This window comes from Bacillus shivajii (assembly GCF_020519665.1).
In the GTDB taxonomy this organism is placed as follows: Bacteria; Bacillota; Bacilli; order Bacillales; family Salisediminibacteriaceae; genus Bacillus_CA; species Bacillus_CA shivajii.
In genome coordinates this window covers 3,337,559-3,354,125 of the sequence record NZ_CP084703.1, presented here as the reverse complement: position 1 = coordinate 3,354,125, position 16,567 = coordinate 3,337,559, and the positions used below count along the sequence as shown (strand labels likewise).

Below are 16,567 nucleotides of genomic sequence, written 5' to 3'. Positions count from 1 at the left end.
CATTGACATGAAAATAGATATGCAATTTCCCAATGAAGGAGGTTTACGTAATGACAACAAAATTAGAAAGAGAGAATGTGATTTTCCCTCAAGAAAGCAGGGATCATCATTTAAAGAACTATGAAAACACAGCAAAAAACTTCCATTGGGAAGATGCGATATCCGAGTTAAGTAAGGCTCCACTAGGAAAGTGGAATGCTGCTTATGAATGTATTGACCGCCACGTAGAAGAAGGGCATGGAGAGAAAGAGGCACTTTTATTTACTAATGGAGAAATAGAGGATCGCTTTACTTTTTCTGAGGTGAAAAAAATAACCGATCAATATGCACATGTATTAAAAAAGCAAGGCGTCCATGTCGGAGATCGTGTTTTTATTTTTCTACCAAAGTCTCCTGACTGTTACTTTGCGATATTAGCAGCCATTAAAGTAGGTGCAATCGCCGGTCCGTTATTTGAAGCATTTATGGAAGATGCCGTCAGAGAGAGAATGGTCGATTGCGATGCACAATATTTAATTACTGATGAAGAATTAGGCAAAAGGGTACCTGCCAATGACATTCCATCACTGATTAAAACGTGGACGATTGATGAGTTGCGTGAAGAAGGGAGCAATATTGAGACAGACGAAGAACCGATTGTCTGGCTTCATAAAGAAGCGGGAATGCTCATTCATTATACGTCAGGTTCGACTGGGAAGCCAAAAGGTGTATTGCATGCTCACCGCACCATCTCCCATCACATCATCACTGGAAAATGGGTGTTAGATGTGCACGATGATGATGTGTATTGGTGTACATCGCACCCAGGTTGGGTAACAGGGAGTATTTACGGTGTATTTGCCCCATGGTTAAACCGCGCGACAGTTGTCATTCATGGGGAACGGTTTCGTGCAGAGGAGTGGTACCGACTCATTGAACGGTTTGGCGTAACGATCTGGTACAGTGCCCCAACTGCTTTTCGAATGCTCATGAGTGAAGGCAATGTATATAAAAACTATGACTTATCTTCTTTACGTCATTTACTAAGTGTGGGTGAACCGTTAAACCCTGAAGTGATTCACTGGGCATATGAATCGTTTAATGTGCGCATCCATGATACGTGGTGGATGACAGAAACAGGTGGCCATTTGATCGTTAACTTCCCGTCTCAAAAGATTAAACTAGGTTCGATGGGACGCGCTTTTCCAGGTGTGACAGTCGCAATATTAGATGAAAATAACGAACCGCTCCCTGCAAATGAAATCGGAAAGCTCGCTATAAAGGCACCATGGCCGGGACTTATGAAAGAAATTTGGAAAAATAAAGAAAAATATTTATCTTACTTTACGGATAATGGTTGGTACATTTCTGGTGATACCGCTTATCAAGATAAGGAAGGATATGTATTTTTTCACGGCCGAGATGATGATTTAATTAACACGTCAGGGGAAAGAGTCGGACCGTTTGAAATTGAAAGTAAATTGATTGAACACGAAGCAGTAGCCGAAGCTGGCGTGATCGGAAAACCTGATGACGTCCGTGGTGAAATTATTAAAGCATTCGTCACTTTGCGAGAAGGTTACGAGGATACTTCTGAGCTCCTAGAAGACATTCGTAAGTATGTAAAAAGTGAGCTTGCTGCTCATGCTGCTCCTAGAGAGATTGAGGTTCTCGAGGAACTTCCAAAAACAAAAATTAGCGGAAAAATATTACGTAGGCAATTAAAAGAAAAAGAAATTCAAAAGCTGCCCGAAAGAACGGAGGGGAAGATAATATGAGTGGTCAGCCGTTTAAACTTGCAATCATCGGATTTGGTACTGTTGGCGAAGGGGTGTATCGCACGTTAGAACATAAATCAGAAAAACTGAAGACGATTTTAGGTGAATCACTGACCGTTCCTTATATCGTTGTGAAGAATGAAGAGAAAAAGCGGGATGTACGTAGTGAAACGATCGTGACGAGCTCGCTTGAAGAAGTTATGACCGCTGACAACTTGGATGCTGTAATTGAAGCAACACCTGATGCTCAAACTGGTTATCCTTATGTTCTTGAACTACTAAAAAACGGTGTTTCTGTCGTTTCAGCAAATAAAGAGCTCCTAGCCAAACATGGAGAAGAACTGGAGAAAACAGCTCAAGAAAACAATTGCCATTTGCTTTACGAAGCAGCAGTAGCAGGAGGCATTCCATTATTAAATACGTTACGCCATACATTAAAAACGAATACAATTGAAAGATTTGAAGGAATCTTAAACGGAACTTCGAACTTTATTTTAAGTAAAATGCGAGAAGAAGGAGCACCATTTGACCAAGCGTTATCAGAAGCACAAGAAAAAGGATTTGCAGAAACTGTTCCTGATAAAGATGTTGACGGGTGGGATGCGTCATTTAAAACAGAGATTTTATCACGGTGGATTTACGGGTGTTCTCCAATTTGGGAGAATGAAGTGCCAGTAGGAATTCGCTCAGTACGTGTCGACGATCTCGTTCTTGCCCATCAATTAAGTGGACGAATCAAACATGTCGCTTCATTAAGAAGGATTGGTGAGGATGTTCATGCTTCGGTGAAACCGAGTTTTGTTTTTAACGATCATCCACTATACAGTGTGGAAGCTGAAAACAACGGTGTTCATATTGAAGGAAGTATTGTTGGATCAGTAATGCTACAAGGTCCTGGTGCGGGAAAATATCCAACGGCAAGCGCGGTTGTAGAAGATGCTGTTAATTTATTAACAAATAAGCATGAGGGGAACCAAAAAGAATCTTTAGAGTTTTATGATCACGGTTTTCATTCGAACGAAACTACAGTAGAAGCAGAAGCAGAGGGATCCCTTTGGTTTGTAACAGGTGGCCGAAAACTAGAAAACTGTCTAAATTATGTTGGAGCAGAACCACTTTGTTCGATTGCAAGAAACGGTCATAAAGGAGCAACGGTTGTTTATGAAAAAATAGCGAAGTTGGTAGAACTACAAAGGTTAGCGAAAGGGACGATTCAGTTTTATCCTGTATTAGGCGATAAACAAGAGATTGTATTGAAGCATTTGCATGGTGATGTAAAAAATATTGTCTCTTTTTAGCTGAAGCTAGTTCCCCTCATTCGAATATTAAACGATCAAAGACTTTCTCCTTTCACTGGAAGGCTCGGCAACTGCCGAGTCTTCTTTATGCTTTTAGTGATGTTTGTTTACTTGAATATTTATACATATATGGGTGTGTTTTACTCGCTTTTTCGCTTGCATATTCAAGAATTGAGTCCGCCACAATTGACTCCGGGTCAACTGAGTCAGACTCGATTGTGTAGGATTAAAAAAGTAATTAAAAGACAGATTATGGACGAATACTGAAGGTCAGACAACTTCCGCATGGGAAACGCATTGGACCATGCTTCATAAAATGAGCCGCGATACAATTTTTGACGTATAAACATAGAAACAGACCAAAATAGGAATAATGGAGCGTGGAAGGGGACGATTTATCTAATTCTACAAAAAGTTTCTTTATTTTTTGGACATTGACGAATGAGAACATTAAAATAAAGAATAGATAAATTGCAGACGAATGAAAAAGGAGTGATGGTCCTGGGACTAGAATATAATTTCAAAGATTATTACAACAATACAGTAGCATTCTCGACTGATGACCATCCATACTCAAAAACTCCGAAACATGTTTGGGTCGTGAGTAAATATCGTGGGAACTGGTTATTAACGATTCACCCGTCACGAGGACTTGAGTTTCCAGGAGGTAAGATCGAGAAAGGAGAATCAGCAGAAGAAGCGGCAAAACGAGAAGTATTTGAAGAAACAGGTGGTACTGTAAAAGAGCTTTATTATATCGGTCAATATAAAGTCGATGGTAAAAAAGAAACGGTGATAAAAAATGTGTACTTTGCAATCATCGATAATCTCATTACGAAAAATAATTATTTCGAAACGAAAGGGCCGAAAATTTTAAAAAGGTTACCTAAAGATATTCGTTCCAACCATGAATATAGCTTTATTATGAAAGACGATGTGTTGCCAAACAGTTTACAAGAAATTGAACGCCGAAACTTCCTCATCACAAGCGATTAGCAAATTTATACGAATGAAAGAAGCCTGTGCATACGAATGAATGCACAGGCTTCTTTTATTGTCAATAATGTTCACAAAATCGTACCAGACCTGGTCCCCGACAGTTTTATTTTCTGTGGCTTGGGATGAGTTTGCGTTCGAGTAGTTCGACGAGTTGGTACATGATTGTTGCAAGAATGGCGATGATTATGAGTGATAGCATAACCATCGTGAAGTTAAACACTTGAAAGCCATAAATGATCATATACCCGAGTCCTTGCTTTGAGACGAGAAATTCACCGACGATGACACCTACCCAAGCGAGACCGACGTTAACTTTTAATGTTGAAATAATCGTAGGGTACGATGCGGGAAAGATGACAGAGAAGAAGGACTGTCTTTTGCTCGCACCAAATGATTGAATGACTTTTAAATAATTTTCATCAACATTTTTAAAGGCGTTGTAGACAACGATCGTCGTAATAATGACCGAGATAAGGGCCCCCATCGCAATGATGGAGCTAAATCCTGGTCCGAGTCCAACGATCAAAATTGGCCCAAGAGCCACTTTTGGCATCGAATTCAACACGACGAGATATGGGTCAGCAACTCTAGAAATGAATGGTGACCACCATAAAATTGCGGCAAATAACGTTCCTAAAAACGTTCCAAGTAAAAAGCCAAGAACGGTTTCAAATAACGTAATTCCAATATGATTAAATAAGCTACCATCTTGAATTCGAGTTAAAAACAAATCCCATACTCTCGAGGGAGAACTAAAAAGTAACGGGTCAACCCAACGTTGTGATGCAGCAATTTCCCAAAAGCTGAAAAATAAGATGAGGATGCTAATTTGTGTAAAGCGAATGAGACGTTTTTCTTTTTTTTGCCGGCGAATATGTGCCTCATGCATTTGTTTTAATTTATTGTTCAAGGGACTCCAGCTCCTTCCAAATGTCTTGGAACCACTTGTTGAAAAGCGGGTGATTTCGAGCTTCAAAAGGGAGTCTCGTTTTTAATTCTTCAGGGGTCTCGAAGGTTTTTACGATGGTACCTGGTCTATGACCTAATAAAATGACACGATCACTCATTGCAATGGCTTCACCGATATCATGGGTGACTAAGATTGCTGTTTTTTGCTGCTCTTTAATCGTCGTGAAAACGAGATCTTCAAGTTTCAGTTTCGTTTGGTAATCCAACGCTGAAAATGGCTCATCTAATAAAAGGAGTTTCGGATCAGTTGAAAGCATTCTAACGAGGGCGACTCTCTGCCTCATTCCGCCTGATAACTCATTTGGATAATCCTTGACTTTATCAACTAATCCCATTTGATCTAATAGGAACCGAGCGTGCATTTTCTTCTCATTTGTCAGTTCCTTCATCGTTTTTAAACCGAGCGTAATATTATTTTCAATTGTCAGCCACGGGAATAAATAATCTTGTTGCAACATGTAACCCGTTTCAGGTGTTGGCTTATCGATCACTTTTCCAGCAAGTTCAATTGTTCCATCCGATGGCTTAGATAATCCAGATATGAGGGAAAGGAGGGTTGTTTTGCCACACCCACTAGGTCCAATTAATGAAACAAATTCCCCTTTTTCAACGGAAAAATTAACGTCTTTTACTGCCACAGTGACGGCTTCTTTTGAAAAAAAGGTCTTTCCGACATTGGAAAGTTTTAATAGTGCCATAGCTGACTCCTCCTCTCACCCTTTAATTTACTCATTCATTATTTTTGTAGGGATTTCGGTATTAACTAAATCATCATAGGATACTTCTTTTGGAAGTTCTCCTGCTTCCTCCATAATGGCTTGAAGGTGATACCAAGCTTGTTCTTGGAGTAATGGTGACTCTGCAAATGAGCCTTGGTCACGGTAACGAATGACAACTTGCTCAATGACATCTAATGGTGTATCGTCAAAAAAATCTGCAATCGATTCAGCAACGACATCTGCTGGCTGCTCATGTACCCATTTCTGAGCACGATGTAAAGCACGCGTGAATTTTTCAATCGTTTCCGCATCTTTATCTATAAAACTCTCTTTCGCCATATAAACAGTATATGGGACATTACCAGATTGGGTTCCAAATGAATCGATGATATGACCAATTCCTTCTTGCTCAAACAGTGTAGCCTGTGGTTCGAAAAGCTGTACATAATCACCAGTTCCTGATGCAAAGGCGGACGGTATGTTCCCAAAGTCAATGTTTTGAATTAATTCTAGATCGTTATGAGGATCAATTCCGTTTTCTTTAAGCACATATTCACCAACCATTTGTGGCATTCCGCCAACACGTTGACCGAGGAATGTGCTACCTTTTAAGTCATCCCAAGAAAAATCGTCTACTGGTTCACGTGAGACGAGAAATGTACCGTCGGTCTGTGTTAATTGTGCAAAATTAATGGCCGGATCATTTGAATCTTGTGCATACACATAAATCGATGTTTCAGCACCGACTAGTGCGATATCCGCACCATCAGACAATAATGTGACCATCGTGTTGTCACCGCCCCACGTTGTTGTAAGGTCGACATCAAGTCCTTCTTCCTCAAAGAATCCTTCAGACATCGCTACGTATTGCGGAGCGTAAAAAATTGAGCGCGTAACTTCTGCAACACTTACTTCTGTCAAATCTTCATCAGAACCGCACGCTGTCATAAACAAAACTCCGACAAAAAGTATTAAGGGAAGTAACCCTATTTTTATAAATTTCATCTTCCAACCCTCCTGAAAATTAGGTATACGCTGATACGATAAAATATGTTGAATAGCACAAATGTGTGCGGCAGTACCAATTGTCCGATAAAAATCTAAAAGCTGTGACAAGGTAAAATACGAACGAATCAATTTTCGCACGATGATGCATGAAAATAGATTTAGTTTTATATTTAAGATTAATTGGGAAGCACGTTACGAGCACTGCCTCTTCCTTTACAAACACAGCTGCGCCGACTCATCCAGCTACGTTGCAACAGCTAGTCGAGGAAGAAGCAACATGTGCTTCCAAATTCATAACCTATTTTCAGGTTAGAAAATCAAAAAAGCCTAAGATCGACATGATCCTAAGCTTTGTGTCTATGCTTTTAAACTGTTGGTCCTGCATTTATCACTTCTGCAGGAACGTCTTCGAATTTTTTGAAGTTGGCTTTAAATTGCTGTGCGAGTTCTGTTGCTTTTTTGTCATATGCTTCTTTATCTGTCCAAGTTTCTCTTGGCTGAAGCACTTCATCTGGAACACCAGGGCAATGAAGTGGGACATTTAAACCGAAGATTGGATCTTTTACTGTTTCTGCTGATTTTAGTTCTCCTTCAAGAGCTGCTTGCACCATTGCACGCGTATAAGGGAGGTTCATTCGTTTTCCGATACCGTACGAACCACCAGACCATCCAGTATTGACGAGATAAACGTCTACGTCATGTTCATTGATTTTTTCTCCGAGCATTTTCGCATATGTCATTGCTGGAAGGGGTAAGAACGGTGAACCAAAGCATGTTGAAAACGTCGCTTCTGGCTCAGTAATACCACGTTCTGTTCCAGCAAGTTTACTTGTGTAACCGGATAAGAAATGATACATTGCTTGCTCTTTCGTTAATTTGCTGATAGGAGGTAAAACTCCAAACGCATCTGCTGTTAAGAAAATGATCGTGTTTGGATGTCCAGCAATGCTTGGAGTCGCACAATTCGGAATAGACTCAATTGGATAAGCAGCACGCGTATTTTCTGTATATAAATTGTCATCATAATCTGGCTCACGTGTATTATCATCGATGACGACATTTTCTAAAACTGAGCCGAAGCGGATCGCGTTATAAATTTGTGGCTCTTTTTCTTCTGACAAGTTAATACACTTTGCGTAACAACCACCTTCAATGTTAAATACACCAGTATTAGACCAGCCATGTTCATCGTCACCAATTAAGCTACGATGTGGATCAGCTGAAAGTGTTGTTTTCCCTGTGCCGGATAAACCGAAAAATAAAGCAACGTCTCCCTCAACACCTACATTTGCTGAACAATGCATCGACAAGACATTTCTTTCAGGCAATAAATAATTCATGACAGAGAAGATCGATTTCTTCATTTCCCCTGCATATTCTGTTCCCCCGATTAAGATCGTACGTTTTTCCAAAGAAACCATAATGAATGTTTCAGACTTAGTACCATCTACTTCAGGATTTGCTTTAAATCCAGGTGCTGAAACAATTGTAAACTCAGGAATGAGAGAAGCTAATTCCTCTGCAATTGGGCGAATAAACAATTGCTGAACAAATAAGTTATGCCAAGCATACTCATTTACGATGCGAATTGGAAGGCGGTGTGCTTTGTCTGCACCAGCAAAACCGTGACGGACAAAAAGTTCATCTTTCTCACTTAAATAGTGTAACACTTTTAAGTATAAACGCTCGAATACATCCGAAGAAACTGGTTGATTTACCGTCCCCCAGTCAACTTTATCTACAGTAGAACGCTCTTCCACGACGAAGCGGTCTTTTGGAGAACGTCCTGTATATTTTCCAGTAGTCGCACAAAACGCACCAGTAGATGTTAATCGACCTTCGTTGCGTTCTAATGCTTTTTCTATTAAGCAAGTTGTTGACAAATCAGTGTGCACATTATCATTACGTAAAATTCGTTCAAGTTCAGTTTCGAAGTGGATTGTACTCATGAAATCTCATCCTTTCATCATCACTCAAGACCATTATATTAGTAACTTGTTTCATCTAATCTGTAAATTAGTATAACACATATTTTTAAATAGTCTATACTAATTGTACTGAAATGTGCATCGTTTTTAAAAACAGTTTTTCACCTATTAGAAATTTCATATTTTAAGAAGGTTTTATAATCAATGATGGTCATTCGTTTATAAATAGAAGAAATGAGTTGATCGGTATGTAGGTCAATTGATGGAATACGTAGAGAATTGCAAATGTGTTTTACTCAGTTAAAAGTATTTTCTCAATGAATGATGAGAGAATAAGTGTGTCAAAATTTAAATAAGATATGTCGTCATTTTATGTATGTTATAAAAGAAGGATATAGAGGTAGAGTACTTAATTGTTCGTGTAGATTCATTTTCCCCTCTTGGACAAATGAGTGTAATAAGACTTAATGAATTGTCATGAATTCGACAAGTACCTCAATTTAATAACGCCTAATTTTGCCTATTTGTTGCGGATTCTGTTGACAGTTTACCGAAAATCAGTTATTCTTTTTGCGAACGGATACTCTTATCCCGAGTAGGCGGAGGGACAGGCCCGACGAAGCCCAGCAACCATCATCACATCAAAAATGATGAACGGTGCTAACCTGCAAGGCGTATCTACGAGTATGTCTTGACCGATAAGAGGTGAAAGGCGAATGGGACATAACCTTTTCCTCGCTAGGGAAAAGGTTTTTTTAATTACTTTAAAATTGTTGTGAAAAGCAGAGCATTAGTCTCCTTTTCTAGTTAAGGTAACTATTGAAACTGATTTATACCATTCTGCTGGGAGAACGAGTACCGTCAATTCAATAAACATATCCTATAGGATAGATATTACGAAGGAGGTACGTACTGTGGCAGAGAAACGTCGTTTGTTTACTTCTGAATCAGTCACGGAAGGTCACCCGGATAAAATTTGTGACCAAATTTCAGATGCAATTTTAGATGAGATCATGAAAAATGATCCAAATGCACGTGTTGCTTGTGAAACGTCAGTGAACACAGGACTTGTGTTAGTAGCGGGGGAGATTTCAACTTCAACGTATGTAGATATTCCAAAAATCGTTCGTGAAACGGTAAAGGGAATTGGCTACACTCGTGCAAAATACGGTTTTGACTATGAAACATGTGCTGTTTTAACATCTATTGATGAACAATCCGCAGATATTGCACAAGGTGTTGACCAAGCGCTTGAAGCACGAGAAGGCCAAATGACAGAGGAAGAAATCGAGGCAATTGGAGCTGGTGACCAAGGGTTAATGTTTGGATATGCAGATAACCAAACAGAAGAACTTATGCCACTGCCAATTTCTTTATCTCATAAATTGGCACGCCGCTTGAGTGAAGTTCGTAAAAATGAAACGATCGATTACCTACGACCAGATGCTAAAACACAAGTTACGATTGAATATGATGAAAATGATCAGCCAATAAGAGTTGATACGATCGTCATCTCAACACAGCATCACCCAGAAATAACCCTTGATCAAATTAAAAAAGACTTGCATGAGCACGTCATTAAACCCGTTGTTCCAGCGAATCTTCTAGATGATAAAACAAAATACTTCATCAATCCAACGGGCCGTTTTGTAATCGGTGGTCCTCAAGGTGATGCTGGTTTAACAGGCAGAAAGATTATTGTTGACACTTACGGAGGTTATGCTCGTCACGGCGGCGGTGCATTCTCTGGTAAAGATGCAACGAAAGTAGACCGATCAGCAGCATATGCCGCTCGTTACGTAGCGAAAAACATTGTTGCATCAGGTCTTGCAGATCGTTGTGAAGTACAACTTGCATACGCAATTGGTGTTGCACAGCCTGTATCAATTGCGATCGACACCTTCGGAACAGGCAAAGTATCTGAAGATGTTTTAGTTGAAGTTGTTCGTAATAACTTTGACTTGCGCCCAGCAGGAATTATTAAAATGCTTGACTTACGACGCCCGATCTATAAACAGACTGCGGCATATGGACACTTTGGTCGTACAGATGTTGACCTACCTTGGGAGCGTACGGACAAAGCAGAAATTATTAAAGAACAAGCAGCAAATGGCGAAAAAAAATAATGTGTTATATGAAAGAACAAAGAGGAGCTAATCTTCTTTGTTTTTTTTGCCCTTGTTTTGTGAAGAGGATGGTGTCATATGGGTACCTATAGAGTTAAAGCGCTTAAAATCTGAGTTATGAAAGCCAGCAAAAAACGCTCAGCTATGAAGCCCTTGCGATGTGGAAAAGAAGAAGAAAGGAAATCATGAAGCTGTATTGCTGAAGTTACTCAGAAAGAATGAAGAGAAAGGTAATCTATGGTTGCTTCGACCACTCCTTAAGGTGAACAATCTAAAGTACAGCTATCTGCTACAAAAGAAAAAGCCCTAACAATGGGCTTTTTCAAAAGGGCTTTATGTTTTATAAAGATTACTTATTTTTTTTCATTTCTTCAATTACTTCTTTATAATGTTGGCCTTTCTCCACATACTCGCGCTGAATCCTTTGCATATCATTTATATCCTCTTCTGTAAGATCACGAACGATTTTTGCTGGACGACCAAATGCTAATGTATTTGGCGGGATTTTTTTTCCTTGTGGGACGAGGCTGCCTGCACCTATAAATGCTCCTTCACCTATTTCAGCACCGTCTAAGATCGTTGATCCCATACCAACTAATGCATCTTTTCGAATGACGCAGCTATGTAAAATACATTGATGACCGATCGTTACACCATCTTCTAGAATGAGAGGATTATTTGGACTTTGATGTAAAACGCTATTATCTTGAACGTTCACATTTTTTCCAATAACTGTTGGCGCAACGTCACCGCGAATCACTGTGTTAAACCATAAACTTGATTTTTCACCTATTTCAACATCACCTGTGACAATTACTCCGTCAGCGAGAAAGACCGTCTCATTGATCTTAGGCCATTTATTTTTATAAGGATAAAGCAATTGAACATCCCTCCATCATCGTAAAATATCATTCCTTATGATAGTGTAACAAATTTTTCGAATAGAAAGAATGAATGAGTTTTTTCTTGACGAACGAGCGTAATATAGGGAATGATGATAAATAGAACATTACCTGTGAAAGGGATGAAAGAAATGTGGAAGTGGGAATCAGAAAAAGCTAAAGGGGTATTTGTGATTGTTCATGGAGCTGGAGAATATCATGTAAGATATCAATGGGTTGTTAAACAACTAACAGGGCTCGGTTATCATGTGATTATGGGTGATTTACCAGGACAAGGGACAACGGAGGGCCCCCGCGGACATGTTGACCGATTTTCAAATTATATAAATGTCGTAAAAAGCTGGCTGACAGAAGCAAGGAAGTACGAGCTTCCAATCACACTACTTGGTCATAGCATGGGTGGGCTGATCTCGATTCATACACTCATGAGTTTGCAAAAGAGTGAGCTGCCAAATGTCGCAATCTTATCTTCACCATGTCTTGGCCTTGTCAATAATCCTCCTGCATATAAAAAAGTAGCAAGTTATGTGTTAAATGGGGTTGCACCGAAAGTATTGTTTCCATCTGGGCTAGAGTCTGGCTCGGGAACGCGTGACGAATGGATGAGAAAGCGTGATAAAGCCGATGATCGCCTCATAAAACATGTCAGTGTTAGATGGTACCAGGAACTATGTAAGGCAATGGAAAAAGCACATAAGAACACAGATTCACTTCCTGACGTTCCGCTCTTAGTAACACAAGGTGGTGACGACCGGATTGTGAATAAACAGGAAGTAAAACGTTGGTTCGATGCATTACCGTTAACCGATAAATATTATAAAGAATGGCCTGAAGTTTACCATGAGGTGCTTAACGATCCTGGAAAAGAAGAAGTGTTAGCCCATTTATTAGGGTTTGTCACACTTCATGAAGCGTGGTAATGTTTTTAGCAGCAAACAGTATGAAATCGATATTTTTGACGGAGGGTTATTGTGAGGGTTCCAACGAAATCTTGGACATTAATGTTTAAAATATATAAAGAAGTCATCCCGGTTGTACATGAATATTTAGATGAATGGAAAGAGAAGGCACGACAAATCCCTGATAAAGAATTGCGATCACAAGCATTAGCTAGTATTGAGACGAAAACCTTTCACTGTGAAGGTGGTGCGATATATGGTTTACTAGCCGGTGAAAAAAGGAAGGATGTCATTCGTTTTATTGTAGCCTACCAAACAATCAGTGATTATTTGGATAACTTATGTGACCGAAGTACGTCACTTGATCCTAACGATTTTGCTTCGCTCCATGAATCAATGCCAGATGCATTAACTCCTGGCGCTCCTTTACGAGACTATTATCGGTTTCGTAATGATAAAGATGATGGTGGTTATTTGCTCGATTTAGTAAAGACGTGCCAAGATTGTGTGGCAAGCTTTCCTAATTATTCAGCTGTAAAAAAGGAGATTCTTTTTTTAGCTGAAATTTATTGTGATCTGCAAGTTCATAAACATGTTGTTCATGATGAACGTGTTCCTCGTTTAAAAACGTGGTTTGAAAAATATCAACAACAAGTTCCTCCAATGAACTGGTATGAGTTTTCAGCATGTGCGGGTTCTACTCTTGGGATTTTTTGTTTAACGGCTTATTCTGCAAGCGAACGAAACTTAACGGAAAATGATGCGATATTAATAAAAAAAGGGTACTTCCCTTTCGTACAAGGGTTACATATTTTAATGGACTACTTTATTGATCAGGAAGAAGACCGCGAGGGTGGCGATTTGAATTTCTGTTTTTATTATGAAAATGATGAAGAGATGCTTGAACGAATGGAGCATTTCTTTAAAAAAGCAGATGAATCACTATCGACGATGCCTGACAGTAAATTTCATAAATTAATTAATAACGGTTTATTAGCAATTTATTTAGCAGATGATAAAGTAAAAAAAGATCGAGAATTAAAACTGAAGGGGAAACGTCTGATCCAACGTGGTGGCGCACCAACATTTTTTTTCTACATGAATGGATGGGTATACCGCCGAAAAAGTGGGACGTAAAGAAACTAGGAACGCATGAGAGGGAAAGGTAGCTCTCATGCGTTTCATTATATATTAAGAATAATGATCGTTCTCTCGATGACGCTTTTCAACGTTTTTCAATTTTTCGATTGTCCACTTAAAGATGATTGCAAGAGCAATATAGATTGGAAATGAATAAATGTGGTGCCAATGATAAGCTTCGTAAATGTTTAGCCATTCTAATAAAGGCTCTAATACAAAAGAGAACACAAATGAAGTGATTGTAATTACTATGATAAAGGGTATCCATGACCGAAAATATTGATAAATTAACATATAAATAATCGGCATATGTAATTTATGAATTTCTAAAGTCGGTTGCAATAAAGGGAGTATTCTATCGGGATATGACCAGAGCACCATCGTAATGCCAATTAAATCTAAGATAAAAGCGAACGTAGAGATTAAAAGTCCAAAGGCGATAATTTCAATAATGATCTTTTTGTTCAACAGAATGAACCACACGATAAATATGCCAATAGCAGTTGTTAATAGTAACCACCAATTAAATGTAAAGAGTGTTTCTTCAACCCAATAGCTGTATATCTTCTCCCAAAGTTGTATTCGTAAATCAATGATGTCATTCCATTTATCATCCCTTCCCATTATCACACCTCCTTAATATTAGAATGCAAATTCCTTCTTTGGTTTATACATTGTAAAAAAAAGATGGAGAATGAAGTAACCCGAGTGATTCTGAACCATTTGATATAGTACGCAATATACAATACCCATACCTCGAGTCGGTTTCGTTATCGGAATGTTTCACCTTTAAAATTATGGCTCTTTTCGTAAACTTTGTTGCTTTTAAAAAAAAGCTTGGTGGAGTGAAAGGCGGCGACTCCAGCGACTAGCATTCACATCACGAGTAAGCTACGAGTTGCTTCGACGCATGTAGCGTCAGAGAAAAACTATAAGAGGAAGAAGCAGAAAAGCAACGGCTGAAGACCCCGCAGGGAAGAGGAGGCTGAAGCGTTGCCCGCGGCAAAGAAGACACTATGAAAGCAAACGAAGTGAAGCTTGAATAGATGTCGCGCTTGTGCCCAGAGGTGCAAAGAAGACACTATGAAAGCAAACGAAGTGAAGCTTGAATAGATGTCGCGCTTGTGCCCAGATGTCGCACTTGTGCCTAGAGGTGAAAGCGTCCGCTTGTAGCGTAACAAAGCTAAAAATATTGTTTAAAAACAACAATCTATGCGAAAAGAGCCAAAAGTATAAAAAAAGCGAGCTTAGTTAGGCTCACTTCAGGTCGATCTTATCTTTTTTCTATTGCTATAATAAAAGGTGGATCATTTTTTTGGTTTGTAAATTGGTATTCTAACACGTGATAGTCCTCTTGAGGCAAGTTACGAACAAAGGGGAGTAGTTGATCTTTTTCTACTTTCCCTTCATGGTGACCATGATAAACGACTAAAACGAGAATACCTTCTTTTTTTAACTCGTTTAAAATTTTGCCGATCGCTTCAATTGTTGTATCAGGGGTTGTCGTAACAGTCTTATCACTACCAGGCAAGTATCCTAAGTTAAAAATGGCCCCGTTAATCCCGTTTTGATGTTCTTGTTTTAAATACAAGTCAATGTTCTCATGACCATCATGGATGACTTGAACTTGAGTTTTTACATCTTGCTCTTGAATTCGTTGGTTTGTTTTTTCAATCGCTTGCTCTTGAACATCGAAACTGTATACAGTACCGTGTTCTTTAACCAGTTTTGCGAGAAAAACGGTGTCGTGGCCATTCCCAGCAGTGGCGTCGATTGCAACACCATTAACAGGAACGGATTTTTCTAATAATGTTCGGGCAAAAGGAAGGATTCCGTCAAGCTTCATTTTGATGGAACCTCCTTTTGTGCGTTGTAATATTTTCCTTGCCAGCTGTTACGGCGTTTTAATTCATGGTCAATCGAGTTTAATACGTCCCATTTATTCAAACTCCACATTGGGCCGATCATTAAATCTGCTGGACCATCTCCAGTTAATCGATGGACAATCATTGATGAGGGGATCACTTCAAGTTGGTCACAGACGAGCTTGACGTATTCGTCTAAACTCATAAATTCGAGCATCCCTTTTTCATATTGTTTTACCATCGGTGTCTTTTTTAATAAATGCAGTAAGTGAATCTTGATTCCTTGAACGTCAAGCTTTGCAACTTCTCGAGCAGTTTCCATCATCATATTGTAATCTTCAAGTGGAAGACCATTAATGATATGAGAGCATACACGAATGTTATGTTTTCTTAATTTGTTTACTCCATCAACATAACATTGGTAATCATGTGCTCGATTAATTAAGTCACCTGTTCGGTCGTGGACGGTTTGTAATCCTAATTCTACCCAAAGGTACGTTCGTTCGTTTAATTCAGCTAAGTATTCAACGACGTCATCAGGAAGGCAATCAGGGCGAGTCGCGATGGAAAGGCCGACGACGTCCTCTTGTTCTAAAATCACTTCAAACATTTCACGCAGTTCTTCAACAGGCGCGTACGTATTTGTATACGCTTGAAAGTAACCGATATACTTTCCTTTTTTCCATTTATTATGGAGCTTTTCTTTAATTGTTGTAAATTGAGTGACAAGATCATCTTTGCGGTTACCAGCGAAGTCTCCTGAGCCACGCTCACTACAAAATGTACAGCCACCACTTGCGACGTTTCCATCGCGATTTGGACAATCAAAACCAGCATCTAATGGGACTTTAAAGATTTTTTCACCAAACGTTCTTTTTAAATGAGAATTCCATGTGTGGTATCTTTTTTCCCCGAAAGATAGGGGGGGATGTTGTTCATTCATTAGGTGTTAAACTT

Annotated in this window: 14 protein-coding genes and 1 riboswitch; of the genes, 6 read left to right on the top strand and 8 right to left on the bottom strand. The window is 39.2% G+C overall.

The genetic code is table 11. The features are described 5' to 3' along the window. Positions 1-50 precede the first annotated feature (50 nt). The 3 genes from acsA (at position 51) to ytkD (ending at position 4,051) form a co-directional block, all read left to right on the top strand. A complete protein-coding gene (acsA, locus tag LGQ02_RS16260; protein ID WP_226515389.1) occupies positions 51-1,757 on the top strand; it encodes an acetate--CoA ligase in 1,707 nt (568 codons plus the stop codon). After that, positions 1,754-3,055: a homoserine dehydrogenase gene (locus LGQ02_RS16255; RefSeq protein WP_226515388.1), complete on the top strand. Its 1,302-nt coding sequence runs from the start codon at positions 1,754-1,756 to the stop codon at positions 3,053-3,055. Before acsA ends, LGQ02_RS16255 begins: the two co-directional genes overlap by 4 nt. Before the next feature lie 495 nt (positions 3,056-3,550). Then, complete coding sequence (gene ytkD, locus LGQ02_RS16250) at positions 3,551-4,051, top strand: RNA deprotection pyrophosphohydrolase (RefSeq protein WP_226515387.1); 501 nt, start codon at positions 3,551-3,553, stop codon at positions 4,049-4,051. Positions 4,052-4,157: 106 nt separating this feature from the next. On the opposite strand, the gene LGQ02_RS16245 is transcribed toward ytkD, so the two are convergent. From LGQ02_RS16245 to pckA, 4 genes are all read right to left on the bottom strand, one after another. Continuing rightward, positions 4,158-4,943, bottom strand: coding sequence for an ABC transporter permease (locus LGQ02_RS16245; protein WP_226518347.1), 786 nt, complete (start codon positions 4,941-4,943; stop codon positions 4,158-4,160). Between the two features lie 10 nt (positions 4,944-4,953). Beyond that, positions 4,954-5,721 carry an ABC transporter ATP-binding protein gene (locus tag LGQ02_RS16240; protein ID WP_226515386.1) on the bottom strand — a complete coding sequence of 256 codons (768 nt, stop codon included), beginning with the start codon at positions 5,719-5,721 and terminating at the stop codon, positions 4,954-4,956. Positions 5,722-5,748: 27 nt separating this feature from the next. Then, positions 5,749-6,747: an ABC transporter substrate-binding protein gene (locus tag LGQ02_RS16235; RefSeq protein WP_226515385.1), complete on the bottom strand. Its 999-nt coding sequence runs from the start codon at positions 6,745-6,747 to the stop codon at positions 5,749-5,751. A 368-nt stretch (positions 6,748-7,115) separates the two neighbouring features. Further along, positions 7,116-8,699, bottom strand: a complete 1,584-nt coding sequence (gene pckA, locus LGQ02_RS16230; RefSeq protein WP_226515384.1) for a phosphoenolpyruvate carboxykinase (ATP) — start codon at positions 8,697-8,699, stop codon at positions 7,116-7,118. 562 nt (positions 8,700-9,261) lie between these two features. Continuing rightward, positions 9,262-9,383: riboswitch (SAM riboswitch) on the top strand. Positions 9,384-9,592: 209 nt separating this feature from the next. Between pckA and metK the strand changes: the two genes are divergently transcribed. Continuing rightward, complete coding sequence (metK, locus tag LGQ02_RS16225) at positions 9,593-10,804, top strand: methionine adenosyltransferase (protein ID WP_226515383.1); 1,212 nt, start codon at positions 9,593-9,595, stop codon at positions 10,802-10,804. Positions 10,805-11,153: 349 nt separating this feature from the next. On the opposite strand, the gene LGQ02_RS16220 is transcribed toward metK, so the two are convergent. Next, entirely contained in the window at positions 11,154-11,684 is a 531-nt protein-coding gene (locus LGQ02_RS16220; protein ID WP_226515382.1) for a gamma carbonic anhydrase, read from the bottom strand. A gap of 111 nt (positions 11,685-11,795) precedes the next feature. On the opposite strand from LGQ02_RS16220, the gene LGQ02_RS16215 reads away from it, so the two are divergent. Further along, positions 11,796-12,626, top strand: coding sequence for an alpha/beta hydrolase (locus tag LGQ02_RS16215; RefSeq protein WP_319003478.1), 831 nt, complete (start codon positions 11,796-11,798; stop codon positions 12,624-12,626). Positions 12,627-12,677: 51 nt separating this feature from the next. Next, on the top strand, positions 12,678-13,742 hold the full coding sequence (locus LGQ02_RS16210; protein ID WP_319003477.1) for a tetraprenyl-beta-curcumene synthase family protein: 1,065 nt from the start codon (positions 12,678-12,680) through the stop codon (positions 13,740-13,742). A gap of 54 nt (positions 13,743-13,796) precedes the next feature. Here the strand turns inward: LGQ02_RS16210 and LGQ02_RS16205 are convergent, their stop codons facing one another. The 3 genes from LGQ02_RS16205 to LGQ02_RS16195 form a co-directional block, all read right to left on the bottom strand. Next, complete coding sequence (locus LGQ02_RS16205) at positions 13,797-14,369, bottom strand: CBO0543 family protein (RefSeq protein ID WP_226515381.1); 573 nt, start codon at positions 14,367-14,369, stop codon at positions 13,797-13,799. 649 nt (positions 14,370-15,018) lie between these two features. After that, the gene (locus LGQ02_RS16200) at positions 15,019-15,591 is read right to left on the bottom strand and encodes a tRNA 5-(aminomethyl)-2-thiouridylate-methyltransferase MnmM (protein ID WP_226515380.1); all 573 of its coding nucleotides are present in this window, start codon (positions 15,589-15,591) and stop codon (positions 15,019-15,021) included. Further along, positions 15,588-16,553 carry a tRNA modification radical SAM protein MnmL/YtqA gene (locus LGQ02_RS16195; protein ID WP_226515379.1) on the bottom strand — a complete coding sequence of 322 codons (966 nt, stop codon included), beginning with the start codon at positions 16,551-16,553 and terminating at the stop codon, positions 15,588-15,590. The genes LGQ02_RS16200 and LGQ02_RS16195 overlap by 4 nt, the downstream gene beginning before the upstream one ends. Between the last annotated feature and the right edge of the window lie 14 nt (positions 16,554-16,567).

What these genes read in the sequence shown, in the direction of transcription:
- acsA (WP_226515389.1), top strand. Translation starts at nt 51, where the DNA reads ATGACAACAAAATTAGAAAGAGAGAATGTGATTTTCCCTCAAGAAAGC.
- LGQ02_RS16255 (WP_226515388.1), top strand. Translation starts at nt 1,754, where the DNA reads ATGAGTGGTCAGCCGTTTAAACTTGCAATCATCGGATTTGGTACTGTT.
- ytkD (WP_226515387.1), top strand. Translation starts at nt 3,551, where the DNA reads ATGGTCCTGGGACTAGAATATAATTTCAAAGATTATTACAACAATACA.
- LGQ02_RS16245 (WP_226518347.1), bottom strand. Translation starts at nt 4,943, where the DNA reads ATGCATGAGGCACATATTCGCCGGCAAAAAAAAGAAAAACGTCTCATT.
- LGQ02_RS16240 (WP_226515386.1), bottom strand. Translation starts at nt 5,721, where the DNA reads ATGGCACTATTAAAACTTTCCAATGTCGGAAAGACCTTTTTTTCAAAA.
- LGQ02_RS16235 (WP_226515385.1), bottom strand. Translation starts at nt 6,747, where the DNA reads ATGAAATTTATAAAAATAGGGTTACTTCCCTTAATACTTTTTGTCGGA.
- pckA (WP_226515384.1), bottom strand. Translation starts at nt 8,699, where the DNA reads ATGAGTACAATCCACTTCGAAACTGAACTTGAACGAATTTTACGTAAT.
- LGQ02_RS16215 (WP_319003478.1), top strand. Translation starts at nt 11,796, where the DNA reads ATGATGATAAATAGAACATTACCTGTGAAAGGGATGAAAGAAATGTGG.
- LGQ02_RS16205 (WP_226515381.1), bottom strand. Translation starts at nt 14,369, where the DNA reads ATGGGAAGGGATGATAAATGGAATGACATCATTGATTTACGAATACAA.
- LGQ02_RS16200 (WP_226515380.1), bottom strand. Translation starts at nt 15,591, where the DNA reads ATGAAGCTTGACGGAATCCTTCCTTTTGCCCGAACATTATTAGAAAAA.
- LGQ02_RS16195 (WP_226515379.1), bottom strand. Translation starts at nt 16,553, where the DNA reads ATGAATGAACAACATCCCCCCCTATCTTTCGGGGAAAAAAGATACCAC.